Consider the following 24,892-nt stretch of genomic DNA (forward strand, 5'->3'; position numbering starts at 1 on the left):
CAGGCGCAGTAGATCGAGCCTTTGAGGTAGTGGTCGTACTTCTGGGGCTTGTCGCCGACGACGTGGTTCTGTCGCAGGATCGTCTGCACCTGCTCGAACGTCTCCGGCGTCACGAGCGGATCGTGCGTGCCGGGGTAGGTGACGTCGCGGAAGGTGACGATGCCCTGGTAGTAGGGGTTGGTGAGGATCTTGTGCAGCGCGGTCGTGGTGACCGGCTTCGCCGGGAACGACGGCGTCGGCCTCGTGGTGAGGCCGCGGGTCTCCAGCTCCCTGGCGAGCCTCGACAGCGACCAGTCCCCGGTGGCGTAAGCGGTGAACGTGAACCGGATCAGCTCGGCCCGGTCGGGATCGAGCCGCACCTCGCGGACTTCGTGCCCGCCCGCGTCGACGGTGCGGATGTTGAGGTAGCCGATGGGCGCCTTGTGCGGGGTGCCGCCGATCGTGGCTTTCTGCACGAGCCCCTTGGTGACCTCCTGGGCGAGGTTCAGGCTGTAGAACTCGGCGATGGAGGCCATGATGCCGTGCATCAGCATCCCGGATGGGGTCTCGTCGATGTTCTCCATGACGGACACGAGCGTGACCCCGGCCTGGCGGAGGGTGGCGTGGATGATCGCGTCATCGAGCCGGTTCCTCGCGATGCGGTCGACTTTGTTGATGATGCAGTACCTGACGGGGTGCTCGGCGAGGTAGTCCAGCATCTCCTGGAGCGCTTTGCGGCGGGCGGTCTTGCCGGACTCGCCGGGCTCGATGAACTCCGCGACGATGACGGCGTTCAGTTGGTCGGCCTTGCGCTGCGCGGCGTCGCGCTGCGCGGGGATGGAGAGGCCTTCTTCGAGACCGTTGCGGGTGGCCTGGTCCTTGGTGGAGACCCGCAGGTAGGAGATCGCGGGCACCTTCCCATCAGGAAGGGCCGTCGCCTCGTGGGAGGGTTTCGGGCCGGTGGCGAGTGTGCGCAGGGCGCTTAGGTCGAGGCCGGCGGGGAGGTCGATGAGCGTCATGGTCGTGACTGCCTTTCGGGCTCTCACCCAGCCCCCAGCGATGGGGTTGGGTGCGGGCGCCGACTGGCGGTCACGACACAGATGGGGAGGCCTGCCGAACCGCGACGGGCTCGGGCAACAGATGGGTTAGCCGGTAGCGCCCTGGGGTGGACGTACAACAGGGATTCTACCGTTCGCTGGCCAGCAGCGCCCGGAACTGGTCTCCGGCCTGACCGACCGTGCTGCCGGTGCCGGCCTCGCGCAGGGCGACGCGGATGAGGACTTCGGCGATCTTCTCGGTGTCGATCTGCTCCCGCCTCGTGAACGTGACCCGCAACCGCCGGTCCGATGATGGGCGTTGGGTCTTGCGCTGATAGTTCCGCACCATCGCCACTCACCCGCCTTCGGAATCTCTACCCATGTCGGTGTCGAGGTCGGCGTCGTCGAGGCGGGCGAAGAAGGCGTCTTCGGCGGCTTTGCGGCGGGCGACCTGTTCGATCACGAAGGCCACGAAGTCCTCGCGCCGGTTTGTGATGGGGATGTCTTCGACCGGTGGGGCCGGGGGCTCGCCGGGCCAGGCGGTCTGCCGGTCGGGGCGGTCGCGATCCAGGCGGGTGCCGGAGGCGGCGACCCAGTCGCGCAGCCGTTGCCGGGCGGCGGCGAAGTCGCGGTGCCACCCGATCGCGGCCGAGGCGTCCTGTTCCGGATCGTACGCGGCGAGCCAGTGCAGGTGCAGCGCGGAAAGCTCCCACTTCAGCGCCGGATGCCGGTGCCACAACGGCGGGATCACCGATGCGGGCAGCGCGTACTCTCTCCTGACCCACTCGACCCAACGGTTGAGGGCGAGCCATTCCTGCTCCAGGTCGTGCGCGAGCAGCAGGTTCCAGTTCACCGGCCGCGGCGGCCCCGGCACATCATCGTCGGGGCCGACCGGACCGAAGTCCTCGTCCTCCCATTCCTCGGGATCGGGACGGTCGGGCGGGGTGGTGGTGTCCATCGCGTCCGCCTCCGTTCACATGGCCCGTGCGGGCTGCTCGTGGGCGGGCTGTTCCTGCTCGGGCGGCTCGAACCCGCCTTGCCGCTGCGGCTGCTGCCGGTTCGGGGACTCCATCTGCGACAGCCGGCGCGGGATGCCGATCTCGATGTTCATCCGGGCGGCGTCGGGACCGAACCGGTTGGCGATGAACTCCTTGCTCTCCACCCCGGTGTTCGGGTTCGTGCTGGTTTCGAGGCGGCCGTGCGCGATGAACCAGTCCTGCTTGGTCAGCGTCTCCTTCCCGCTGACCGCGGCGCCGCGGAACGCGACGACATCGTGGAAGGTGGTCGGCAGCTTGGTGCGCGACCCGTCGGGCGCGAACTGGTAGTGCTCCTGCCCAGCCTTGAAGTACAGACGCGGCTTGCCGTCGTGCCAGGTCAGCTGCGGCTCGGAGGCGACGAACCCGTAGAAGGCCTGACCGATCTCCGGGTCGACGTCTGGTTTCTGCTCGCTCATCGTGTGCTCCTGCTCTGCTAATGCCGCCCGCTCGTCGTGGGGCTGCTCGTGGCAGGCAGGTGCACCCGACCACCCCAGCACGCCGGCGTCGTCTACTGGCGGTGGGCGTCGTGCAGGAGCTGTTCGACCTCTGCCCGATCCGCCTGGATCTGCTTGCCGTCGGGGCGGGCGGGCCACGCTCGCAGGTCGGTGATGATCGGCGGCGCCGACCGCAGCAGAGTCACCGCGGTGCCGAACGGCAGGCGCCGGATGTGATCGGGCGGGAGGATCGCGACCCGCCGCACGCTGCGTTGGTTGGAGCGGGAGCCGTGGTCGCCGACGGTGGTGGTGTCGGTGAGCTCGTCGCGTTCCCCGATGAGGGTGGAGAGGTCTTGGAGGTCGCGGCTGTTGGAGGCGCCGCCGAGGATGATTTTCACGATGGACGCATCCCAGATCGCGCCGGCCTGGTGCTCGTTCCACTTGTCACGCGCCTGCGCGAGGGACTGGAGCACGGCGAGGGTGGTGATGCCGGTGCCGCCGCCTTCGGCCATCAAGGTCGGAAGGCTGGGAAGAGGTGCCAGGTTCCCGATCTCATCCAGACACAACAGCAGCGGCGGATCGAGTCTCGCGCCGGTGGAGCGGGCGGCCATGCGGCGGGCAGTCTCCACGAGGTCTTCGACCAGCGCGGTGACGAGTGCGGCGCTGTTCCCGGCGCCGGCGCCGGTGGCGAGGAGGAACAGGGTGCCGCGCTCCCTGATGAACGCCTCGGGGTCGAAGGCTTCACCCTCTGCGGGTGTGACCGCATCGAGCACTCGCGGATCGGCCAGCGCCGCGAGAGAGAGGCTGACGCCCTGCCAGATCGAATCCCTTGTGCGCGGGTCGGCGTCGATCATCGACGCGAGCGAGTCCGCCCACCCGGTTGCCGCGTCGGGGTGGTTGGTGAGGATCGCGACCGCATCTGCCGCCGAGGTGGGGTCGAGGGTCCACCGGAACAGCTCAGACGGTGAGCGGCCGTCGAGGGCGGCGGCGTGCAGTAGCGCTTGCAGCGCGGCGCGGGTCTTGCCTTCCCAGAAGTCACCCCCTTCGACCCCGCCCGCGGACAGGCCCGTGGCGGAGGCGAGGCCCGCGGCGCGGATCATCGCTGTTTGTGGCGACTCGCAGCCTCGGATCGGTGACCACCGCATCCCCGCCGGCAGGCCCTCGGCGAGATGCTGCGGGTCGAACACCGCCACCGGGCCGATGCGCTTGCGGGCGCGCAGGCAGGCGGTGACGTTATCCGGCCTGGTGCTGGTGGTGACGACGGCGCCGGGTGCGTCGAGGATCGCGGGGATGATCAGGTGCAGGCCTTTGCCGGAGCGGGGCGGGCCGATCAGCAGGATCGAGTCCTCCACTGACGCCCACACCTCGTGGCGGTGCGCGGTGCCGAGCCGATACCCGACATCACCCGGTCGCGGGCTCTCCAGGCTGGGGCGAAGGGTGCCGGCCCGCCGCATGAGCGCCTTCGCCGACGCCGACTTGGCGACCTCGTGACCGGTGGCTGTGCCGTCCTGCCGGCGCGGATCCTGCGCGGCCTGCCGCATCGTGCGGCGGATCATGCCCCAGGCCCAGAAGCCCGCCGCGGCCAGGGCGGTGAGCATGAGGGCGGCGGTGATCCAATAGACGACCGGGTTCAGGCCATCGGCGCCGAGCTGCCCGCCCGGGTCCGCCGGGTCGAAGAACACCGCCACCCCGCCCGTCGCCCCCGCCGTCGGCTGAGGGCTGCCGGTGAGGAACGCGGCGACGCTGCCCGCGGCGCGGAGCACGAAGGCGACCCCGAGCAGCCCGCCGATCGCGATGACATGCGGCACGGAGGGCGGTGGCGAAGCGGGCGGTGCCGTCGGCGATCGTCAGGAACATCTCGATCTGCTCCTCGGTGAGCTCGCCGGCGAGCACGGCCGGGTCGTAATGCGTCCACCAGTCGACGAGTTCGCCCCAGATCACGACGAACGAGCGGGCCGTCCACACCGTCAGCCCCGCCGGTGCCAGAGCGGCAGGGCTCTTCGTGCGGCGGGGGCGGTTCTTGGCGCGGGCGACCGCCTCCTGCGCGAGCCGGTCCAGTTCCGCGTCCCGGCTCCGGGCGGGATCGTCGATCAGGGAGCGGACCTCCTCGAAGATCGGATGCACCGGCGCGCCCGCCTCGATCCGCGCCAACGCATTCGCTACCGACGTACGGGTGTCGTCGGGGAGGTCGTCGCGGTCGGCGGCCTGCTGGATCGCCTCGATCTTGTCCAATGTCCGGTACGACGCGGCACCGGGGATCATCGTCGCCGCCTGCTGCCGCGCCTCACCCGCCGGTGTCGGTGACCACCCTCGGCAGGCTGGTGGTCGCTGCTGAACCGGGACGCTTCCTGCCGACGCGCCGCGTCCTCAGCGAGGAGGGTCTTGAGTTCGCGGTAGAGGGACGCTGCTTCCAGTGGGTTGAGGTCTTTGTGCAGGAGGTTGTCGTCCTGCTCGGCCAGCAGATGTCCGAGCCGGTCCGAGATCCCTTGCCGCACCCACACGTTCACGGTGCGCCAGCCGAGCTGCTGGATCGCGGCGAGCCGGCGCCTGCCGCACACGAGCACCCCGTCCGGGGTGATCGTCGGGGGCTGGAGCAGGCCGTCGCGGGCGATGGACGCGGCCAGGGCGTCGATGTCGCCCAGGTCGGTGCGATGCCGGTTCCCGATCCTGATCGAGGACACGGCCCGTTCCAGCTCGATACTCATCGCCGGCCCCCATTCCGGGGTGCCGCGAGTGACACGGTGAGCACGAGGTCGTCGTCGTGCAGCAGCACCGGCAGCGTCTCGCCGATCAACAACCTGAGCAGGATGCCCCGCCCTGCCGAGGTCGCGGAGATCCCGGGTGCGGGGTTGCCGAGCAGTGCCCGCAGCAGCGCCGTCCATGAGGAGCCGGGAAGGTCGAGCAGGGCGCGGGAGTGCTTGTCGCGGCGCAGCACCTCGGACGCCGACTGCCGCGACCCGGTACGGGCGAGGGCATGGCAGACATGCTCGACCGCGGCGCGGGCCGTCTGCGCCGGCCACCCGAGGACGGTGACGAACGCGATCGCGTCCTCCACCGCACCAGACGCCGACGTGACCACCCCCGCCGGCTCCACCACCTCCCGCTCGCCCTCGTGCTTCTCGTCGTCGGGGCGGGGGTCGGTGATGTGGAACGCGGGATGGTAGTCACCCAGCGGGTTGTCCCGGTCGGAGAGGCGCTCGGCGTCGTGGAAGACCGAGTAGTGCGGGCGGCGCGCCTGATGCGTCGAGCACAGCAGGCCTTGGGCGCGCTCCTCGGCGATGCAGGTGATCCGCACCGCGTGGGTGACCACGCCCCACGGGTCATCGGCCTCGCGCGCGGAACGGGTGCGCATCACATCGAACGCGGCACCCGCCGCCTCCCACGGATCAAGACCGTGCTTACGCGCCAGAGCGGCGTACTTGTCGGCCGCGTACTGCATCAGCTTCGCGGCGGTCGGATCGGTGCGCCACGCTCCCGGCCCTTCCTCGTGCAGCCGGGTCAGCAGGGCGCGCAGTCCCTCGCCGGTCGTGTAGTCCTCGCCGCCCGGGCCGGCGGCGGTCGTTGTGTGCGGGATCATCTCGGCACCTCCTGCCAGGCAGGTGCACGCCGGCTCCCACGAACTGCGGGGCGGTCAGGGAAAGAACGTCGGATCGTAGACATGACGGCTCACCCCTGGGTCACTTCCTGCCCAGACCCGGCGCCTCGGGCGCGGGCTCCTCGCGGCCGAACGCCGAGACCGGCGGCAGCCGCCTCGCGCCCGCGGCGATCTGCCGACCGACATACTTGGCGCTGACCGCGATGCCGTGCCGGGTCCCACGAGCGAGCTTGGCGTCCAGGTCGATGCCACGCCGCGACAGAGAGCCGCTGCCACGGGAGAGCAGGTCGGAGGCGCGCACCCAGTCCACCCCGCGCGTCGGCCTCTCCACGTCCACGCCCTCCGTGGGGTGCTTCTCGCGGTCGACGTCGGCGGCCTGGATCGCCTCGGGCGCCATCCCCGCCGACGGATCAGGCCGCTCCGGCCCTGCCGCCTCGGATGGTGGCGGCTGCTCGGGCGGCTGCTGGTCGTGCGGGTGCTGTTCGGTGTTCATGACGGTTCCTCCTCGGAATGTTCAGGTGGGGTGCCGGCCTCCTGCGGGCCGGACGACTCAGACACCTCGGCCTCGGGCCGTCGGGGAAACCAGCGGCCCACAGTCGAGGGGTGCACATCGAGTTCGCGGGCGATCTGCTTGTTCGACCAGCCCGCCTCCCGCAGCCGCGCCGCCCGCTCCCGCCGATCAGCACCAACCCCCGTCGGAGCCGACTCGTGGGACTCGGGCGTCGTGGGCGCGGTCGGGCCTACTTCGTCCTCGTGCTGCGGTGAGGGATCGTCGGGCTCCGTCGCCGAGCGCGGGGCCGGGGTATCGGGCGCGGTGCCTGCCGGCAGAGCCGGCAGAGGCTCCTCGGTCTGCGGCGGTGTAGTCGTGGTGCGGGTGGAGCGGATGAGCACGACGGTCAGATGGGTGGACGCGAGCAGCACCAGTGGCGGGACGGCGGCGACGGTCGCGGCGAGCAGGCCCGGCGCGGACGCCTCGGCGGTGACCAGGGCGTGAGCGGCGTTCGCGATCACCGAGACAAGTGCGCCGCCGATGAGCAGCGCCCACGGATACCAGGCCGCCCGGTGCCCATCGAGAGCGACCACGGCAACGGTCGCGACCACGATCAGCCCATCGACCAGCAGCGGCCAGATCCACGCCTGCCCGCCCCCGATCCCGGAACGCACGGCGAGGTCGGCCAGCGCCGTGAACGACAGCCAGAACGCGCCTGCCCCGATGAGCACGGTTCCCGACCATCACAGCCCCCTCGCCGGCGCAAGCCGCTGCTCCTGAGATGCGCCGACGGTGGCGCGCGCAGGCCCGCCGAGGGGCGCTCTGTTCCCACGGACTGAGGGCGGATCGCCGTGGATGCGTTTGTAGCCGGAGGTGACGGTGCGGGTGATCTCCCGCTGCCCGAAGTCGGGCTGCTCGACCGTGAGCATCGCGTCCAGCGCATCCCGGTAGGGCACGCCTTCCTCGGCGAGGACGCAGCTCGCCCAGAACAGCTTCCGGTTCCGGTCGGTGCGCTCTCCGCCCAGCCAGTTCGCGAGCTTCTGCGGATCGGTCCGCCCCTGCCCGCGCACCCGAGGCAGGAATCGGCGCGGCGGTCTGGGCGGTTCGAGAAAACGCCGCAGCCGTCCCGCCTCCAGCGGGTGTGCAGGCTCGGTGCCGAGCCCGGTGATCCGGTAGGGCACCATCTCGCCGTCGATCACCCGCAGCGAGGGTGGGGCGACGATGTAGCCGCCGTCGCCGCGGAAGTCGATCCCCGCATCCCCGGCCTGCCACGACCGCTGCTCCATCTCGTCGGCGGCTGGGTAGTAGAGGTGCAGGCCACCCGTGGGCGAGCGCACCAGAAACTCCCACCCGCTCACGAGCCCGGCGCGGTCTGCGCGGTTCAGGGCGTCGTAGCCGTTCGTGCCGTGCACGTCCACATCCACCACCGACAGGCCCGAGACTCGGCCGGTGGGTATCCCGATGTTCGCGTGTGGCGAACTACGCCACCACGCCTCCACCTGGCGCAGGTTCGTCGTCGCATCCCGGAAGCCCCGGCCGTGGCGGATCAGCGGCACCTTGTCGCGCGGCGCGACCGGGAACACCGGCACCCCAGCGACCGCAAGCTCACGGGCCGCGTGCGGGAGTGGCTGCTCGGTGGCGTTGAGGAAGATCGCCGACAGGTCACGGGCAGCCATCACAGCCCCCGCTCTGGTGTCGCGAGCTCAGGCTGAGGCTCCTCGGGCTCGCGTGTTCGTGACGCGGTGCGGGGGCGCTCGCGCTGCGCCTGCTGCTGGGGTGCGTCTCGGGTGAGGCCGGGCGGGATGCCATTGCTCACCTGCTCCGTGTCGAGCCGGTCGAGCACATCGAGAGCGGTCTTCCGTATCCGCTCCCCGGCGGCCTGCACCACCTCGACCGGGTTCTTCCCATCCACGGCCGCCGCCCAGCCCGCGACGTACGGGATCGTATACTCGCTGGTGTCCATCCCGTGAGCGGCGCCGATCATCAGCGCGACGCTATCGGCCTCGACCTCCCCGATCCCGCGATGCTGCCGGGCCTCCTGCTGATCAGGGCCGTGCATCAGGACATGGGCGAGCTCGTGGGCGAGGGTCTTCACCTGCGCGGCGTCGTCCATGTTCGTGCGCACCGCGACCCAGTTCTCGGTGAAGTTCGTGCGCCCGTTCGCGCCGCCGATCATGCCCTCGTGCGGCACCCACAGCAGCTCGAACCCCTCCGCTCGCACCTGATCGGCCAGGCCGTCACGGAGCCCTGCCGGGGCTTCGCCTTTGAGCAGCTGAGGCTCGGGTCGTGCGGGGATCGGTTCACCGCTGGTCTGGGAGACATCCCAGACGTACGCCGGTCGCACTCCGACCATCCGGGTGCGCACTGTTTCTCCCGGCTTCGGCTTCTCACCTCGGTTCAGCCGCCGCCACGACATTGCGTCGGCGAGGTTCGCGGAGGCGAATCTGCCCGTCACTGGTGCGAGAATCTGATACCCAGCCTGGCCTTTCTCGACCTGTCGGCCGAGTTGCTGCCACTGCTTGTATCCGGCGACCAGGGTGGGGAAAGGTTCAGGCACTCGGCCCTGTTCGAACGCCTCCATATGAGCCGTCCAGATCAGCAGCACATTGTTGAAGCTCCGTGACCTGAACTTCGCGGCGAACCGGAGCGCATCGGCCCAGTCATCCCCGGTGACGAGCCGCTCGACCGCACCGGTGAGCTTGTCGTGGAACTCGTCGAGCTTCGCCTCCCGCGCCTGGCGGGCCTCCTCTTGCCTCGTCGCCATCGTCGGCCTCCTCCCGAGCGGCCAGCCGCACGAGGGGCTGCTGGCCTTGCACCAGCGAGGTGAGCCAGGAGCTTCCGGCGAGTCAGACGGTCAGCGAACAGCGAAGTCGGTAGGTTGGCCGTCAGGAACGCGGAGGCACCTGACGTAGGACATACCGGCTTACCCACGGGCCGCGCCGGGGAGAAGGAGAAGCCGCCCTGACCGGGATTTTCCCGGTCGAACTGTCCCGTTCGCGAAACCGGGAACCTCGGAAGTCAGGGCACGTCGGCGACGACCGGCCGCATGTCTCGGTACCGGTTCGGGGTGACCCCGGTATGCGCGGTGAACGCCTCGATCGCGCGTGATCGGCTGCGCCAGCCGACCCGCTGCCCAGCCGCCGCGACGGTGATGTTCGTCTCCCGTAGGAGTCGCGCCATCTCCTGCACTCGCAGCATCGTCAGATAGGCGGTCGGGGTCTTACCGAACGCAGCGGTGAACACGCGGGCGAGCTGCTTCGGGGAGAGTTGCGCCAGCTCAGCCAGCTCTGTCAATGTCCACGGGGAGGCGACATCACGATGGAGCGCATCGCGCACGAGCATCGCTTCGCGGCGTAACGGTCCCAGCGCTCGCTCATGGGAAGAGACCGGGCGGGAGCGAGCGCGCTGGAATCTGGTCAGCCGCATCGGGGAGACGCGGACATGCGGGGCGATGACGTCCACGACGGCGAACCAGAGCGACTGTAACCGGGGGAAGCGTTCATGGAAATGCCCCTCGGCACTGAGTGCGACCATCTCATCGAGCCACGGCAGCATCAGGCCCGCCCGATCCCGGCCCAGATGCAGCACTTGGGCTGGTTCGGAGTAGACCTTCTTGGCGAAGCCCTGCGCGTCCAGTCGATCGTGCAGGATCGTGGAGTATTGCCAGAAGAACTGATCCAGAGCGAGATCGGTGTCGATGTAGATCGTCGTGACAGTCAGCTGCCCCTCCGGTTCGGTCCCGCAGAGCACGTTGGGTCCGAGGAGGATCGCGTCGCCGAAGCTGACCGGCTGCTCACCGAACTCGGAGAACACGATCGCCGTGCCATCGCGCACGACGACGAGTTGCACGCAGTCATATGAGGCAGGCCCGATGGGGCGATGAACGGTGCGGGTGCGGGCAGACAAGGGCGGGGAGAGTCGTGCGGTCACTCATTGCTGCTGTCTGACTCAGGGATCGACCGCAGCTGGATGCGGATCGTTCGAGAGGCGCCTCACGGCGACTCTTGCTGACTGCCGGCGGATCGGATGGTGAGTGCCCAACGGACAGCCTGGCAGCATCGGCGCACGGTGAGCTCGGCCTCGAAGGATCGGGCTATGGCTGAGGTCATGCGGGTGAGGAGTCGCATCGGTTTCCTTCCTTCAGGTGGACTTGATCAGTCGGGCGATGGCTTGGGATGCCTCATCGATCTTGTGATCGGCTGCGGTCTCACCGTTCCGGATGGCGCCGGTGACGCAGTGCCTGAGATGGTCATCGAGGAGACCGATCGCGACGTTCTCTAGCGCGGAGGTGATCGCACTTACTTGGGTGAGGATGTCGATGCAGTAGGCGTCCTCATCGATCATGCGGTGGATGCCGCGGGCTTGTCCCTCGATGCGCCTGAGGCGAGCGAGGTAGCGGGCCTTGTCGCTGATGTAGCCGCGGTCGGCCGCGCTCTCGGAAGCGTGACCGGAGGGAAGGGACAGGGTGCTCATCATCGGTCTCCTGATGGACGATAGGGACAGTCCGGATCACTCGGAGCGGTTGAGTAGCCGCCGCGCGCTGGCCGCGGGATCGAGGTTCAGGCGCCGGAGCAACTGCGCGTTGAGTGCGACGACGACGGTCGAAGCCGACATCAGGATCGCGCCGATGCTCATCGGCAGCACGAACCCGATGGGCGCGAGAATGCCCGCCGCGAGCGGCACGGAGATCAGGTTGTACCCTGCGGCCCACCACAGGTTTTGCTTCATCTTTCGGTAGCTGGCGCGGGAGAGTTCGAACACCGAGAGCACTGAGCGCGGATCGGAGGAGGCGAGGATGACGCCTGCGGAACCGATGGCGACGTCGGTGCCTGCGCCGATGGCGATGCCGACGTCGGCCTGGGCCAATGCGGGGGCATCGTTCACGCCGTCGCCGACCATCGCGACCTTGCGGCCCTCGTCTTGGAGTTCCTTGACTTTCGCGGCCTTGTCCTCGGGGCGCACGCCCGCGAAGACCCGATCAATGCCGAGATCCTTGGCTACGGTGTCGGCGACGGCCTGCGCGTCGCCGGTGATCATTACGACCTGAGCACCGGCGGAGTGTAGGGCGTCGACGGCGTCGCGGGACTCGGGACGGATCTCATCGGCGAGCCGCAGCGCGCCGATCACGTCGCCGTCGGCGAGGACGTGGAGGATGATCGCGCCCTCCTCCCGCCACTGGTCGGCCACCGGCAGCTCATCTCGGTTCTGCTGGTCGAGCAGGTAGGGGCCCCCGACCTCAATGACGGCGCCATCGACGGTGGCCTTGACTCCCACGGCCGGGGACGAGGAGAAGTCCGAGGCTTTCGGCACCTGGATTTTTTTGGATCTGGCGGCTCCGGTGATGGCGCGGGCCAGCGGGTGTTCGCTGTCGGCTTCGGCCGCCGCAGCCAGGGCGAGCACGTCGTCTTCGTCACGTCCTTCGATGGGATCGATCGCGGTGACGGTGGGTTCTCCCTTGGTGAGGGTGCCGGTTTTATCGAACAGCACGGCGTCGACGGTGCGCATGGACTCGAGTGCGAGCCGGTCCTTGATGAGTACCCCGCCTCGGGCGGCGCGCTCGGTCGCGATCGAGACGACCAGCGGGATCGCGAGGCCCAGGGCGTGTGGGCAGGCGATGACCAGTACGGTGATGGTGCGCACCACCGCGGCGTCGGGCATTCCCAGCAGCGTCCATGCGAGCGCGGTGATCACTGCGGCTCCCAGGGCGAACCAGAACAGCCAGGCCGCCGCGGTGTCGGCGATGCGCTGGGCGCGGGAGGAGGAGGCCTGGGCGTCGGTGACGAGCTTCTGGATTCCGGCCAGGGCAGTGTCATCACCAGTGGCGGTGACCTCGACGCGCAGACCGGAGTCGGTCGCCACGGTGCCGGCGACGACGTTCTCACCGGCCTCGCGGCGCACCGTCTTGGACTCGCCGGTGACCATCGACTCGTCCATGCTGGCGCTGCCGTCGACGATCTTGCCGTCGGCCGGTACGGACGCTCCGGGTCGCACGATGACTACATCGCCGACCCGCAGTTCCGCCGGTGCGACCTTCACAACCTCGTCGCCATCGACCCGCTCCGCCTCGTCGGGCAGGAGTGCTGCGAGGGAATCCAGGGCGGAGGTGGTCTGAGCCAACGAGCGCATCTCGATCCAGTGACCCAGCAGCATGATGACCACCAGCAGCGCCAGTTCCCACCAGAAGTTCAGCTCATGGTGCAGGATGTGCAGGCTCGCGCCCCAGGAAGCGAGGAACGCGACCGTGATCGCCAGGGCGATCAGGAGCATCATGCCGGGCTTGCGGGAGCGGATCTCGCTCAGTCCGCCGGTGAGGAAGGGCCAGCCGCCCCAGAAGTAGATGGCGGTGCCGAGGATCGGCGAGACCCACCAAACCCACTCCGCGTCGGGCAGGTGGTAGCCGAGGAGGTGGGCGAACATGTCGTTGAACCCAACGACCGGGACCGCGAGAACCAGCATGATCCAGAAGAGCCGGCGGAACTGGCCGACGTGATCACCGTGCCCCTCGTGCCCAGAGTGGCCTCCGTGCCCGCCGTGGTCCGTATGCCCGGCATGGTCGTGACCAGTATGAGTCTCGTGGCCGCCATGCTCGGTATGGGTGCCGTGCCCCTGGTGAGCGTTGTGCTCGTGGTGCTGTGCGTGGCTGTGGTGGCCGGCGTGTTCATCGACCTCGGCGCCGTGGTGGGCGTGCTTCTCGCTCATGTTCGGTCCATTCCTTTTCGCTCCAGCCCGGATGCTCCTGCGGGGTCAGGAGGCGGGCTGTATCTCGCTTTCGACGACCCATTTGTGGTTCGTCATCTCCATGCCGTCGGCTTCGTAGTCGACGACGTAGACGGTTTCGTCGGTCGAGGACGCGATCGTCGCCGTCGCGCCGTCCATGCCGTCCATGTGATCGGCGGTGACGGTGACCTCGGTGCCATCGGCCAGGCGCTCGTCGCCGGGGTTCTCGAGTTCTTCCTGGACGACCCACTTGTGGTCGGTCACCGGTTCACCGCCGCCGACCGGGGTGTAGTCGATCGCGTAGGTGTAGGTGTCGTAGGCGCCGACGATGGTGGCGGCGGCACCGTTCATGCCGTCCATGTGGTCGGCGGTCAGCGTGACCTTGGTGCCCACGGGGTACTCGGGGTCGGCGGCTTCGGTCATGCCCTCGGGCACCGGGCCGCCGTCGGCGGGATGCTCCATCCCGTCGTGGCCGCCATGGCCGCCGTGGGCGTCCTCGCTCTGAGACGCCGAGGGCTCCGCGGGTTCGTCTGCCGCGGAGCAGCCCGCCAGTGCGAGGCTGCCGCCGAGGAGGCCTGCGGCGATGAGGGTGGTCATGCGCGTGTTCAACGGAGAACTCCTTGCTCATGGGATGCGGGTGGTTCCGTGCCTTCCACCGGGTGCGGGAGGCACGGAACCCGGGTTGTTCTGGTGGTCTCTCAGGCGGCGTTGGCGTACCGGTCGGGGTCGGCGTCGAACAGCGGGCCGCAGGCGGCGCAGCAGAACCAGTACCGCTGGCCGTTGTGGTCGCGGTAGAGACCGGCGGCCTCGGCGTCGGCCTTCACGACCGGGGTGCCGGCCATGACCGGGCACTCGGCCATCTCCGCCTCCGGGGTCTTGGCGACCGCCTCAGCGCTCGGTGCGTGCCCGCCGCAGCAGCCCCCTCCCGAGGTGGCGGAGGTGTCGGTGAGGTTGAGGTTCTCGTGTGCAGTCATCGGATAGGTCCTTTCGTGGTTGGGTGATGACAATTGATGGTTCAGGCGGCGACCGGCTCGCGAGCCGCCGCCGCTCCGGCCGGTGCCGGAGTGGAGGCGTCGTCCGCGCGGGCCTTGAAGGTGCGCAGCCGGAGGCTGTTGGAGACGACGAACACGGACGAGAGCGCCATCGCGGCACCGGCGAGCATCGGGTTCAAGAGCCCGAACGCGGCCAGCGGGATCGCGGCGGTGTTGTAGGCGAAGGCCCAGAACAGGTTCGTCTTGATCGTGCGCAGGGTGCGCCGGGCGAGACGGATCGCGTCGGCTGCTGCGCGCAGGTCACCGCGGACCAGGGTGATGTCGGCGGCCTCGATCGCGACGTCGGTGCCGGTGCCCATCGCCAGTCCCAGGTCGGCCTGGGCGAGGGCGGGGGCGTCGTTGACGCCGTCGCCCACCATCGCCACGACCTTGCCCTCGGCTTGGAGGCGGGTGACGACGTCGACCTTGTCCTTGGGCAGGACTTCGGCGATCACCTGCTCGATGCCGACCTCGGCGGCGACCTGCTCGGCGACGGTCTGGTTGTCGCCGGTGAGTAGCACCGGGGTCAGTCCGAGTTCCTTGAACTGGGCGATCGCCTGCGCGCTGGTCGGTTTGATCTGGTCGGAGACCACGAGCACGCCCCTGGCCTGGCCGTCCCAGCCGACCGCGATCGCGGTCTTGCCCTCGGCTTCTGCGGCGCGCTTGGCTGCCGCGAGGTCGGCGTCGAGGTGCTGGGACCATTCGGCCAGCAGGGTCTCGCGGCCGGCGAGCACGGCGTGCCCGTCGATGACGCCCTGGACGCCCTTGCCTTCGATGTTCTCGAACGATTCCGGGGTCGGCAGGTCGCCGACCTCGGCGGTCGCGCCGGCGGCGATGGCCTGGGCGATCGGGTGCTCGGAGGCGTCTTCCAGGCCACCAGCCAGCCGCAGCAGCTCAGCCCGGTCCTGCCCATCGGCGACGATGACGTCGGTGAGGGTCATCTTCCCGGTGGTGACGGTGCCGGTCTTGTCCAGCACGATGGTGTCGACCTTGCGGGTGGATTCGAGGGTTTCGGGGCCCTTGATGAGCACACCCATCTGCGCACCGCGTCCGGTGCCGACCAGCAGCGCGGTCGGCGTGGCCAGCCCCAACGCGCACGGGCAGGCGATGATGAGCACCGCGACTGCGGCGGTGAACCCGGCGCTGAGGGGGAACCCGGCGCCGATCCACGCGCCCAGGGTGGCGACGGCGATCGCGATCGCGATGGGCACGAACACCCCGGAGACCCGGTCGGCGAGCCGCTGGATCTCGGCCTTGCCGGACTGGGCGTCCTCGACGAGCTTGGCCATCTGCGCCAGCTGGGTGTCCGACCCGACCCGGGTGGCCTTGACGACCAGGCGACCGCCGGCGTTGACCGTCGCTCCGGTCACCGGGTCGCCGGTGCCGACCTCGACGGGCACGGACTCGCCGGTGAGCATGGAGGCATCGATCGCCGAGCTGCCGGAGGTGATGAGGCCGTCGGTGGCGATCTTCTCGCCCGGCCGGACCACGAACTCGTCCCCGACCGCCAGCTCATCGATCGGTATGCGCTTCTCCTTGCCGTCGCGCAGGACCGAGACTTCCTTGGCGCCGAGCTCCAGCAGGGCACGCAGCGCGGCTCCGGCGCGGCGCTTGGACCGCTTCTCGAAGTAGCGGCCGAGCAGGATGAAGGTGATCACCCCGGCGGCGACCTCGAGGTAGATGTTGCTGAGCCCATCGGATCGGGAGATCGTCAGCTCGAACGGGTGCACCATGCCGGGCTGTCCCGCGGTGCCGAAGAACAGCGCGACGATCGACCACAGCAACGCCGCGGTGGTGCCCACCGAGATCAGCGTGTCCATCGTCGCCGTCCCGTGCTTGAGGTTCATCCATGCGGCCCGGTGGAAGGGCCAGCCCGCCCACACCACCACCGGCGCGGCGAGCACGAGTGAGGCAAAACCCCAGTAGTCGAACTGCAGGGCGGGGATCATCGCCATCGCGATCACCGGTACCGCCAGGACGGCCGAGCCGATGAGGCGCTGCCGCAGGCTGCGCAGCTCGGCATCCTCACGCGACTCGCCCTCGCCGTTACTACCGGACTCGGGAGCTGTTCCCTTCGGGGTGGGCAGATCGGCGCTGTAGCCGGTCTTCTCCACCTCGGCGATGAGCAGCTGCGGGTCATAGTCCGCAGGGGCGGTGACGCTGGCCTTCTCGGTCGCATAGTTCACGGACGCGGTGACACCGTCGAGCTTGTTGAGCTTCTTCTCGATCCGGTTCGCGCAGGAGGCGCAGGTCATCCCGCCGATCTGCAGCTCGACACTGTTCGTGCTGATGATCGGATCACTCGCCGTGGTCATGGTCTCCTCCTTCCTCATGCCCGCCGCCGTGCTCGCCCTCGGCCCCACCGGTGGTATCGATCACCAGCGGCGCGGTGTGCACCTGCCCGTCGACCTGGAAGTCGAGGTAGAGCAGGTACCGGCCGGGCGTGGGGGCGGTGGCCTCGAAAACGATCTGAGGCCCGGACGTCTCACCGGCCTTCGGTGCATCCCCGTGGGGATGGACGTGCAGATACGCCAGATCGCCGTCGCGCAGCGCGACCAAGTGCCCGAACGCCCCCAGGTACGGCTCCAGCGCGGTGACCGGCTCCCCGTCACGGGACACGGTCAGGGTCAGCGTCGAGGCCGACCCGGCGACCAGATCGCCCTCGACCGTGACGTCGAACCCCTCGACCGTGGTCTCGGTGACTGGTTCGGCCGCGGCGGGGTCGTAGTCGCCGGGCACCTGCACCGCAGTTGACAGGGTGATGCCCTCGCCGTGCTCGGCGGGTACGAAGTCGGCGAACACCCGGTAGGTGCCGGCCGCCTCCCACTGCCACGGGATCGACCAGGCGCCATCGGCGCCTCGTTCGGGGTGGACGTGACGGAAATGCGTGCCGTCGGCGCGGACGACGATCAGGTGCAGCTCTTTCTCGTGCTCCAGCTCGTAGTCGGTGACCGGCTTGCCGTCCGGGCCGGTGACCGTCAGCGACAGCTCACCGTCTGTGCCGAGGGCGTCCGGGGCGGTGACGGCGGTGAGCTGGTAGCCGTCCTGCGCGATGCCCAGGCCGAGCGACCCGGCCCCGGCGTCGTGGCCCTCGTGCCCGGTGCCGTCCATGTCTTCTCCTCCTTCTTCGTGTCCTTGGTGGGTGGTGCTCTCGGTGTCTTCTGCCCAGGCCTGCACCGTGCTCTCCGGGACGACCGCGTTCGCCGTGAACGCGGCCACGGCGAACACGGCCACCAGCACCAGCCCGTACAGGCCCAGCCGTGCAGGTGCTTTCATGTCAGCTCCTGACGGCGGTGTAGCCGGCCTCGTCGACCGCCGCGATCACCGCGGCGTCATCGACCGGCTGCTCGCTGGTCACGGCCAGCCGCCCGGTCTGAGCGCTGACCTCGATGCCGGTCACCCCGGCGATCTCGGACACCTCGGCGCGGATCGCGCTCTCGCAGTGCCCGCAGCTCATCCCGGTCACCTGGTACTCGGTCGTGGTTGCCATCTCTAACTCCTTCACTCGTGTACGACTTGCATTCAGGCTAATACCCCCCAGGGGTATAAGTCAAGGTGCGGCCTGCTCCTCGGCGGCCTGCTGTGCTTCACCAGTCGGGCGGACGTGGCGCAGCCTCGTGGCGGCGATGATCGCCGCGAGACCGGCGATGACCGCCGAGACGATGGCCGCAGTATTGAGCCCGCCGGTGAACGCGGTCTGCGCGGCGGCCACCACCTGCTCTCCGAGCGCACCGTGCAGCTGGGCCGCTACGGCCATGGCGCCGTCGACGCTGTCCGATGCCGCCGCGGCGGCATCGGCGGGCAGGCCGCCGGGCAGCAGATCGCCGATCTGGCTGCGGTAGGCGGCGATCCCGACGCTGCCGATCACCGCGACACCGAGCGAGATGCCCAGGTCGTTAGCGGTGGTGGCGAGGCCGGAGGCCCCGCCGGCCTTCTCCGGCGGCACGGAGCCGACGACGAGGTCGGTGGTCAGCGCCATCGAGGGGGCCACGCCGGGGTAGGTGATGACGAAGCTCGCGATCACCAGCGCCAGACCCGCGCCGGCGTCGAGCTGGGTGAACAGGATGTAGCCGACGACCTGGGTGAGCAGGCCGACCGCGATCACGTTGCCGGGCCGGAACCTGCGCGCGAGCACCGGGGAGAGCGTCGAGACGACGATCAGCACCGCCGCGGCCGGCAGGATCGACAGGCCCGCCTGCAACGGCGAGAGCTCCTGGACCTGCTGGAGGTACTGGGTGAACAGCGAGTACACCCCGCCGAGCGCTGCGGCCGAGAGCAGGAACACTGCCAGTGCCCCGGACACGGTGCGGTTGGCGAACAGTCGAACATCCAGCAGCGGCTGCTTGGCGCGCAGCTGCCGGATCACGAACCACAGGCCGATCAGCGCGCCCGCGACCAGCAGCCCGATCGAGGGGCCGGCCGGCTCCTGGGCGGCGAAGCGCTTGATGCCGTAGATGATCGCCAGCAGACCCGCGACCAGCAGCAGTGCGCTGAACAGGTCGATCCGCGCCGACGGGTCACGATGCTCGGGCACGAGGATGGGGGCGGCGATCGCGACGAGCGCCATGATCGGCACCGCGACCAGGAACGTCGCCTGCCAGCCGAAGGCCTCCAGCAGCAAGCCGGACAGCAGCGGGCCCAGCGCCACACCAGCGGAGATGCCGCCGGCCCACACGCCGATCGCGACACCGCGCTGCTTCGCATCGGCGAAAAGCACGAAGATCAGCCCGATCGTCGCCGGCACCATCATCGCCGCAGCCAGCCCGAGGACGGCCCGCCAGACGATCATCAGTTCCGGGATCGTCGTCAGCGCCGCGGCGATCGAGACAGCGGCGAACAGGATCGCGCCGATCACCATGAGCAGGCGCTTGCCGATCCGATCGCCGAGCACGCCCATCGCGACGAGGAACCCGGCCATCACGAAGCCGTAGATGTCGAGAATCCACAGCAGCTGCGTGCTCGACGGATTCAGGTCCGCGGCCAGATTCGGGGCGGCGAGAAACAGGATCGTGAGCATCATGAACAGCAGCGTCGAGGGGATCACCAGAACGGCAAGCCCCCACCACTGCTTGGCGCCGGCACGCGGCGCGGCGGTGTCGCTCATCGCGCACCCCCAGGGATGTGTGTCGTGGACATGGTAGTCATCTCCTCTCTGTCGGCCCCGCCTCGCCCTCCGAGCCGGAACTCGATCATCGGTGTACGAGTTGTAACAGCTACACTATCTCATACATTCCAGTACGACTTGTGAGGTGGATCATGACGGTGAAGAAGACGACGCCCCGCGGCACGACGACCGGTGCGTCAGGCGGCGGTGGCCGGGCGGCCAATCAGCGGGCGGATGCGCAGCGCAACCGGGCAAGGATTCTGGCCGCGACGGCGACGGCGATCCGCAAGAACCCCGACGCTTCGGTCGGCGACATCGCCGCCGAGGCCGGGATGGGCAGAGTAACCGTCTACGGGCACTTCCCGACCCGCGCGGAGCTGATCGAGGCCGCCCTCGTTGACAGCCTCGAACGCGGCGAAGACGTGCTCAGCGGGGTGCCCCTGGATGGTGATCCGGGCGAGGCGTTCCGGCGACTGGTGGCCTCCAGCTGGGTGCTGGTCGACCAGTCGCGGGCGCTGCTGGCGGCCGCGCTGAAAGAACTGCCTGCGGCACGCATCCGCGAGCTGCACGAGAAGGCCGAGGGGCGGATGCGGGCTCTGCTGCTGCGCGGCCAGCGCGAGGGTGTCTTCCGGGTCGATCTGCCGGTGTCCTGGCTGCTGACTACTACGCACGTGGTGATGAACGGTGCCGCCGAAGAAGTGCGTGCCGGGCGCCTCGACGCCGACGACGCGCCGTGGTTCATCGAGGCGATCCTGCTGCCCGCCTTCGCCGCCACCACCAGCACCACCACCATTGGGGAAGGAGCCTGATGAGGATGCCCAGCATCGCGATCATCGGGGCCGGCGCCGCTGGCACCGCAGCCGCAAGAACCCTGCACGCTTCCGGTGTCGACGTCGACCTCTACGCCCGGAACGGTGAGGTGCCGTTCAACCGGACGTTGGTCAACAAGGGCATCGCGATCGGGCTGCTCGAACCGGCCCAGGCGGCCCTGCCCGACACCGGGGCCGCCCTCCGGTCGGAGACGGTGCGCGGCCTCGACCCCAGGGCTCGGCGCTTGCGGCTGGACTCCGGCGATACACACGCCTACGACGCGCTCCTCATCGCCACCGGCAGCCGGCCCCGCACTCTCGACGAGGAGGTGATCGGCCGCGACCAGGCCATCAGCGGCGGCAGACTGACCACCCTGCACTCGGCCGCCGACGCCGTCCGCGTCCGCGATCTACTCGCGACCACTCAGCCTGCCCGGGTGCTCATGCTCGGTGGCGGCCTCGTCGCCTCCGAGACCGCCTCGCTGCTCACCGACGCCGGCCACGACGTCGCCCTCATCACCCGCGCCGCGATCCCAGGAGCGAACGCCATCGGCGAACACGTCGCCCGGCGGCTACGCGACCTGCACCGCCCCCAGCACGCCGCCTACCTGGAACGCACCGTGCACTCGATCCGCACCCACGCCGACCGCATCAGCATCACCCTCAACGACGGCAGCCAGGTCGAAGGCGACCTCGCGATCGTCGCGCACGGCACTCTGCCCGCCGCCCCCGCACCATGGACCGGGCCCGACGGCATCCCCGTAGATTCCCGCCTGCGCTCCATGCACGCCCCGCGGCAACGGATCTACGCCGCCGGCGGCGTCGCCGTGCATCACTATCCCGGCCACGGCTCCTACCGGATCGATCACTGGGACGACTCCGCCGCCCAGGGTATCCACGCCGCGAACACGCTGCTGCACGACCTCGGTATCGCCGGCGACCCCGGCCAGTACCTGCCGAGCTCGACGTTCTCCGCACGCATCCACGGCCACACCCTCACCGGTGTTGGACACCCCGCCCTGGGCACACGCACCCGCGTCGTCTCCGAGGAACCACTGATCACAGCCCACTACCTCGACGAGGTGCTGGTCGCGCTCACCGGAGTGAATGCCGCCGGCCCTATGCGTGAGCTGATGCCCGGCCTGCACCACCCTGAAACCGCGGCTGATCCGGTGACGCGACAGCACGTATGAGCCCCTCGCGTCAAACGGAGTTCAGACGGTGCGCACGCAGGCGCACTGGCACGCCGCGAGGGTGCCTTCGGCGGCTTCGGTCTCCTCGCGCACCGCCCGATCACTGATCACCGGCTCTGCGGCGGCGACACCGGTCGGGGCGGCCTCGCTGTCCTTCTGCTCGCGCGGCCAGAGCAGGTGCGCCGCGATCGCCCCCGCGATTGCCAGGGCGGCGAGGACGGACCAGGCGAGCGTGAACCCGGACGCGGTGCCGATCCAGCCCGCGATCGGGTAGGTGACGAGCCAGGCGAGGTGCGAGAGGGAGAACTGTGCGGCGAATCCCGCGGGGAGGTCCTGCTTCGCCACCGAGCCGCGGATGACGCGCCCGGTCGGGGTGACGATCATCGCCATGCCGCCGCCGATGATCACCCAGATCGGTGCGGTGACCATCCAGGATGCGACTTGGGTGGCGGTCATCGCGACGGCGGCGAGCACTCCGGCCAAAAGCACCAGGGCGCCGGTCATCATCACAATCCGCTCGGCGATCCGGTCGAGCACGCGTGGCAGGAACAGCGCGACCAGCAGCGTGCCGCCGCCCGAGGCGGCCAGCATCCACGCGACGTCGGCCTGCGAGCCGCCCAGGTGGTCGCGGACGTAGTTGACCGTGTTGACGACGACGATCGATCCCGCTGCCGCGACGACCAGGTTCAAGGCCACCACACCGCGCAGCCGGGGCGTGGCGAAGAAGACCCTGACTCCCGATGTGACCCGCGCCCAGGCGCCGACGTGCCCGCTCGGGGTGGCATTGGGAATGTGGGTCGAGAGCACCAGCACGGCGGAGAGCGCGAACCCGATCGAGGTGCCGATGAACAGCCAGTTGAACGCCATGAACGTCAACGCGACGGCCGCCAGGACCGGGCTGAGCAGGCTCTCCATCGTGTACGCGACCTGCGACGCGGACAGTGCTCGGGTGTAGTCGGACTCCTTGGTGACGATATCGGGGATCACGGCCTGGAATGTCGGCGTGAAGGCCGCCGACGCCGCTTGCAGGACGCCGATGAGCACGTAGATGTGCCAGACCTCCGTGACGAACGGGAGCACCAGCACCACCCCGGCGCGCACCACATCGAGCAGTGTCAGGAACATCCGCCTCGGAAGCCGGTCAGCATACGCCGCTGCCAGCGGCGCGATCAGAACGTACATGACCATTTTGATCGTCAGAGCGGTGGCAAGCACCGACCCTGCGCTCGGGCCGGCCAGGTCGTAGGCGAGGAGGCCCAGCGCCACTGTCGCCAGCCCAGTGCCGAACAGCGCGATGATCTGCGCACCGAACAGGTGGCGGAAGTCGCGGATCGCGAACAGGCGCATCAATCTTCTCCTCAAACCCTCTCAAGAACACGTAACCCCTCCAACCTTATACCCCCCTGGGGTATTTCCGACGGTGCTCCACGAGGAACGGAGTGCGCCCACGGTGTGCGCCGTACGGGGCGATCCGGCGCAGCGCTCAGGCGGCCGTCGGCGGGATCAGTAAACTGGGGTGCATGGCGTCCACCGCAGCAACGCGTACCCGGAGAGGTCATCTCGGCCTTCTCCGAGGCGTGTTGCTCGGCGGCCTGTTGGTCGCCGCGGTCATCACCGGTCTGCTCGCCATGCACACGCTGAACCTGCACGGCACACCCGCCGCCCACGCGGCCACCGCCGCGGTCTCCGTCACCGATTCTGGTGAGGCGCGCCAGGGCGCGGCGCATCACGACACAGCGAGCGCTCACGCGACCAGCGGCACAACGCACGATCCCGGCGGTTCCTGCACCGACTGCGGGAGCGATGGACACCTGGGCATGGCGATGGCGTGCGTGCTCGCACTGCTGCTCGCCCTGCTCGTCCTCGTGCTGCCGCGGATTCTGCCGGGATGGCCGCGCACCGCACCTCGATCTCTCCCGATCGCCCGCTTCTTCGACAGGGGGCTGTCGAGGGCTCCTTCATTACAGGTTCTCTGCATCAGTCGCACGTGACAGAGCGGTGAACCCGGCGCAGCAGCGCCGACGGTTCCCCCTGCACTCACGCGGTGCCCCTGAGGTCCCGCGCCACTGACACGACTGCTGACACTGGAGAACACTCATGAAGTTTCGTACCGCGGCGACCGCCGCACTCGCACTGACCGCTGCACTCGCCCTGGCCGGCTGCTCCGCCGGAGACGACGATGCGATGTCGGGCATGGATCACGGCTCGTCCGAGCACACGCCGGACGCCACCGGCGGGGACGTCAATGACGCGGACAAGATGTTCGCCTCGATGATGGTCGTCCACCACGAGCAGGCCATCGAGATGAGCGACATCGTCCTCGCCAAGGACGGCGTCGACCCGCGGGTCGTCGAATTGGCCGAGACGATCAAGACCGCCCAGGGGCCCGAGATCAAACAGCTTCAGGGCTGGCTGGAGGACTGGGGCGTCGACCCCGACGATCACCAGATGGGTGGGATGGACCACGGCGACGGGATGATGAGCGAGGACGACCTGGCCGCACTCGAAGCCGCCGACGGCGCCGAGGCGTCACGCCTGTTCCTGGAACAGATGATCCTCCACCACGAGGGAGCGGTCGAAATGGCCCAGACACAGGTCGATGACGGTAGCAACCCCGATGCCGTCGAGCTCGCGCAGACCATCATCGACGCGCAGACCACTGAGATCCAGGAGATGCAGGACCTCCTGGCCACCCTCTGATCGACTACTCGGGTCGGTGCCGGGGCGAGAGCGCCCGGCACCGACCCACTCAAACCCTTGAAGGATCACGCCATGAATCACCCCACCATGCGGCGGCGCCGAAATCTGATCGTCACTGCCACCGCAACGCTTGCCGCGGCCCTCGTTCTCACTGGATGCGCCACAACGTCGCCCGAACCCGAATCCATCTCCATCGGCAGTCAAGCCGTCGACACTGAATTCCTGACAGACCACAACCTGGACGGACTCGACGCCACGCAGGTCATCGGGCGGCTCGACACTATGCCCGTAGCCGACCGTCCCGCCGATCTGATCGCATCCGTGCAACCCGACGCCCTCGTCCTCACCGACGATCAAGACCGCGAGACACGACTGCCGATGCCCGATGATGAGGTGTACATCTCGGTCGCCCCCTATCGGGAGCAAACGCACGATTGCTACTTCCACAGCCTGACCACCTGCCTCGGCGAACTCGCCAACACCGAGGTCCAGGTCACGCTCACCAGCAAGGGCGGCGACGTGCTCGTCGACGAGGTACAGCAGACCTACGACAATGGGTTCGTCGGCGTCTGGGTGCCCCGCGGCATCGAGGCAACCCTCACGATCGAGCACGAAGGTCAGACGGGAACCGCGATCATCTCCACGATGAACGAAGACGACCCGACTTGCATCACTACCCTGCAACTCACCTGACCTCGGGCATCAGCTGCTCGTGCCCCGGGAAATCGTTCTGTTCTAGATCGGCACAACTCCGAGGACGTGGCGT

At 69.1% G+C, this 24,892-nt stretch carries 25 protein-coding genes and 1 pseudogene; 5 read left to right on the forward strand and 21 right to left on the reverse strand.

The features are described from left to right. Positions 1-125: 125 nt before the first annotated feature. From CGZ91_RS14880 to CGZ91_RS02595, 20 genes and pseudogenes are all read right to left on the reverse strand, one after another. A pseudogene (locus tag CGZ91_RS14880) lies at positions 126-998 on the reverse strand (recombinase family protein); the annotation flags it as partial. Positions 999-1,164: 166 nt separating this feature from the next. After that, entirely contained in the window at positions 1,165-1,371 is a 207-nt protein-coding gene (locus tag CGZ91_RS02505; protein ID WP_217494899.1) for a hypothetical protein, read from the reverse strand. Further along, complete coding sequence (locus tag CGZ91_RS02510; RefSeq protein ID WP_094452364.1) at positions 1,372-1,974, reverse strand: hypothetical protein; 603 nt, start codon at positions 1,972-1,974, stop codon at positions 1,372-1,374. It abuts the gene before it with no gap. 15 nt (positions 1,975-1,989) lie between these two features. Beyond that, entirely contained in the window at positions 1,990-2,469 is a 480-nt protein-coding gene (locus CGZ91_RS02515; RefSeq protein ID WP_094452365.1) for a single-stranded DNA-binding protein, read from the reverse strand. 92 nt (positions 2,470-2,561) lie between these two features. Beyond that, positions 2,562-4,295 (reverse strand): type IV secretory system conjugative DNA transfer family protein, encoded by a 1,734-nt coding sequence (locus CGZ91_RS02520; protein WP_094452366.1) that lies wholly within the window; start codon positions 4,293-4,295, stop codon positions 2,562-2,564. 450 nt (positions 4,296-4,745) lie between these two features. Beyond that, the gene (locus tag CGZ91_RS14460) at positions 4,746-5,192 is read right to left on the reverse strand and encodes a ParB N-terminal domain-containing protein (RefSeq protein WP_229116369.1); all 447 of its coding nucleotides are present in this window, start codon (positions 5,190-5,192) and stop codon (positions 4,746-4,748) included. Beyond that, a complete protein-coding gene (locus CGZ91_RS02530) occupies positions 5,189-6,064 on the reverse strand; it encodes a hypothetical protein (protein ID WP_094452367.1) in 876 nt (291 codons plus the stop codon). Before CGZ91_RS02530 ends, CGZ91_RS14460 begins: the two co-directional genes overlap by 4 nt. Positions 6,065-6,164: 100 nt before the next feature. Beyond that, positions 6,165-6,575 (reverse strand): hypothetical protein, encoded by a 411-nt coding sequence (locus CGZ91_RS02535; RefSeq protein WP_094452368.1) that lies wholly within the window; start codon positions 6,573-6,575, stop codon positions 6,165-6,167. Then, entirely contained in the window at positions 6,572-7,303 is a 732-nt protein-coding gene (locus CGZ91_RS02540) for a DUF2637 domain-containing protein (protein WP_094452369.1), read from the reverse strand. The genes CGZ91_RS02535 and CGZ91_RS02540 overlap by 4 nt, the downstream gene beginning before the upstream one ends. A gap of 12 nt (positions 7,304-7,315) precedes the next feature. After that, entirely contained in the window at positions 7,316-8,248 is a 933-nt protein-coding gene (locus CGZ91_RS02545) for a bifunctional DNA primase/polymerase (protein WP_081374425.1), read from the reverse strand. Further along, entirely contained in the window at positions 8,248-9,336 is a 1,089-nt protein-coding gene (locus CGZ91_RS02550; RefSeq protein WP_073117039.1) for an ArdC-like ssDNA-binding domain-containing protein, read from the reverse strand. The genes CGZ91_RS02545 and CGZ91_RS02550 overlap by 1 nt, the downstream gene beginning before the upstream one ends. A gap of 254 nt (positions 9,337-9,590) precedes the next feature. Beyond that, the gene (locus tag CGZ91_RS02555; RefSeq protein WP_144276750.1) at positions 9,591-10,502 is read right to left on the reverse strand and encodes a helix-turn-helix transcriptional regulator; all 912 of its coding nucleotides are present in this window, start codon (positions 10,500-10,502) and stop codon (positions 9,591-9,593) included. A gap of 210 nt (positions 10,503-10,712) precedes the next feature. Next, positions 10,713-11,045 (reverse strand): metal-sensitive transcriptional regulator, encoded by a 333-nt coding sequence (locus tag CGZ91_RS02560; RefSeq protein WP_040364591.1) that lies wholly within the window; start codon positions 11,043-11,045, stop codon positions 10,713-10,715. 36 nt (positions 11,046-11,081) lie between these two features. After that, positions 11,082-13,271 (reverse strand): heavy metal translocating P-type ATPase, encoded by a 2,190-nt coding sequence (locus tag CGZ91_RS02565; protein WP_094452370.1) that lies wholly within the window; start codon positions 13,269-13,271, stop codon positions 11,082-11,084. Between the two features lie 45 nt (positions 13,272-13,316). Beyond that, entirely contained in the window at positions 13,317-13,898 is a 582-nt protein-coding gene (locus tag CGZ91_RS02570; RefSeq protein ID WP_179229184.1) for a YdhK family protein, read from the reverse strand. An 89-nt stretch (positions 13,899-13,987) separates the two neighbouring features. Beyond that, entirely contained in the window at positions 13,988-14,263 is a 276-nt protein-coding gene (locus CGZ91_RS02575) for a YHS domain-containing protein (RefSeq protein WP_094452372.1), read from the reverse strand. A gap of 41 nt (positions 14,264-14,304) precedes the next feature. Beyond that, a complete protein-coding gene (locus CGZ91_RS02580) occupies positions 14,305-16,635 on the reverse strand; it encodes a heavy metal translocating P-type ATPase (RefSeq protein WP_094452373.1) in 2,331 nt (776 codons plus the stop codon). Continuing rightward, a complete protein-coding gene (locus CGZ91_RS02585; RefSeq protein ID WP_094452374.1) occupies positions 16,619-17,596 on the reverse strand; it encodes a heavy metal-binding domain-containing protein in 978 nt (325 codons plus the stop codon). Before CGZ91_RS02585 ends, CGZ91_RS02580 begins: the two co-directional genes overlap by 17 nt. A gap of 1 nt (position 17,597) precedes the next feature. Then, positions 17,598-17,810: a heavy-metal-associated domain-containing protein gene (locus CGZ91_RS02590; protein ID WP_019157648.1), complete on the reverse strand. Its 213-nt coding sequence runs from the start codon at positions 17,808-17,810 to the stop codon at positions 17,598-17,600. Positions 17,811-17,870: 60 nt separating this feature from the next. Then, positions 17,871-19,424 (reverse strand): MFS transporter, encoded by a 1,554-nt coding sequence (locus CGZ91_RS02595; protein ID WP_094452375.1) that lies wholly within the window; start codon positions 19,422-19,424, stop codon positions 17,871-17,873. A gap of 152 nt (positions 19,425-19,576) precedes the next feature. Between CGZ91_RS02595 and CGZ91_RS02600 the strand changes: the two genes are divergently transcribed. Further along, positions 19,577-20,233 carry a TetR/AcrR family transcriptional regulator gene (locus CGZ91_RS02600; protein WP_087624725.1) on the forward strand — a complete coding sequence of 219 codons (657 nt, stop codon included), beginning with the start codon at positions 19,577-19,579 and terminating at the stop codon, positions 20,231-20,233. Beyond that, positions 20,233-21,426, forward strand: a complete 1,194-nt coding sequence (locus tag CGZ91_RS02605) for an FAD-dependent oxidoreductase (protein ID WP_094452376.1) — start codon at positions 20,233-20,235, stop codon at positions 21,424-21,426. The genes CGZ91_RS02600 and CGZ91_RS02605 overlap by 1 nt, the downstream gene beginning before the upstream one ends. Before the next feature lie 21 nt (positions 21,427-21,447). Here CGZ91_RS02605 and CGZ91_RS02610 read toward each other — a convergent pair whose 3' ends face one another. Beyond that, positions 21,448-22,773, reverse strand: a complete 1,326-nt coding sequence (locus tag CGZ91_RS02610) for an MFS transporter (protein WP_019157644.1) — start codon at positions 22,771-22,773, stop codon at positions 21,448-21,450. A 173-nt stretch (positions 22,774-22,946) separates the two neighbouring features. Between CGZ91_RS02610 and CGZ91_RS02615 the strand changes: the two genes are divergently transcribed. The 3 genes from CGZ91_RS02615 (at position 22,947) to CGZ91_RS02625 (ending at position 24,819) form a co-directional block, all read left to right on the forward strand. Further along, positions 22,947-23,417 carry a DUF6153 family protein gene (locus CGZ91_RS02615; RefSeq protein WP_051013283.1) on the forward strand — a complete coding sequence of 157 codons (471 nt, stop codon included), beginning with the start codon at positions 22,947-22,949 and terminating at the stop codon, positions 23,415-23,417. 106 nt (positions 23,418-23,523) lie between these two features. Further along, complete coding sequence (locus CGZ91_RS02620; RefSeq protein WP_019157642.1) at positions 23,524-24,126, forward strand: DUF305 domain-containing protein; 603 nt, start codon at positions 23,524-23,526, stop codon at positions 24,124-24,126. A 72-nt stretch (positions 24,127-24,198) separates the two neighbouring features. Further along, entirely contained in the window at positions 24,199-24,819 is a 621-nt protein-coding gene (locus tag CGZ91_RS02625) for a CueP family metal-binding protein (protein WP_094452377.1), read from the forward strand. The last annotated feature ends 73 nt before the right edge of the window (positions 24,820-24,892 follow it).

Origin of the sequence: Parenemella sanctibonifatiensis (assembly GCF_002250565.1) — a bacterium.
Lineage (GTDB): Bacteria > Actinomycetota > Actinomycetes > Propionibacteriales > Propionibacteriaceae > Parenemella > Parenemella sanctibonifatiensis.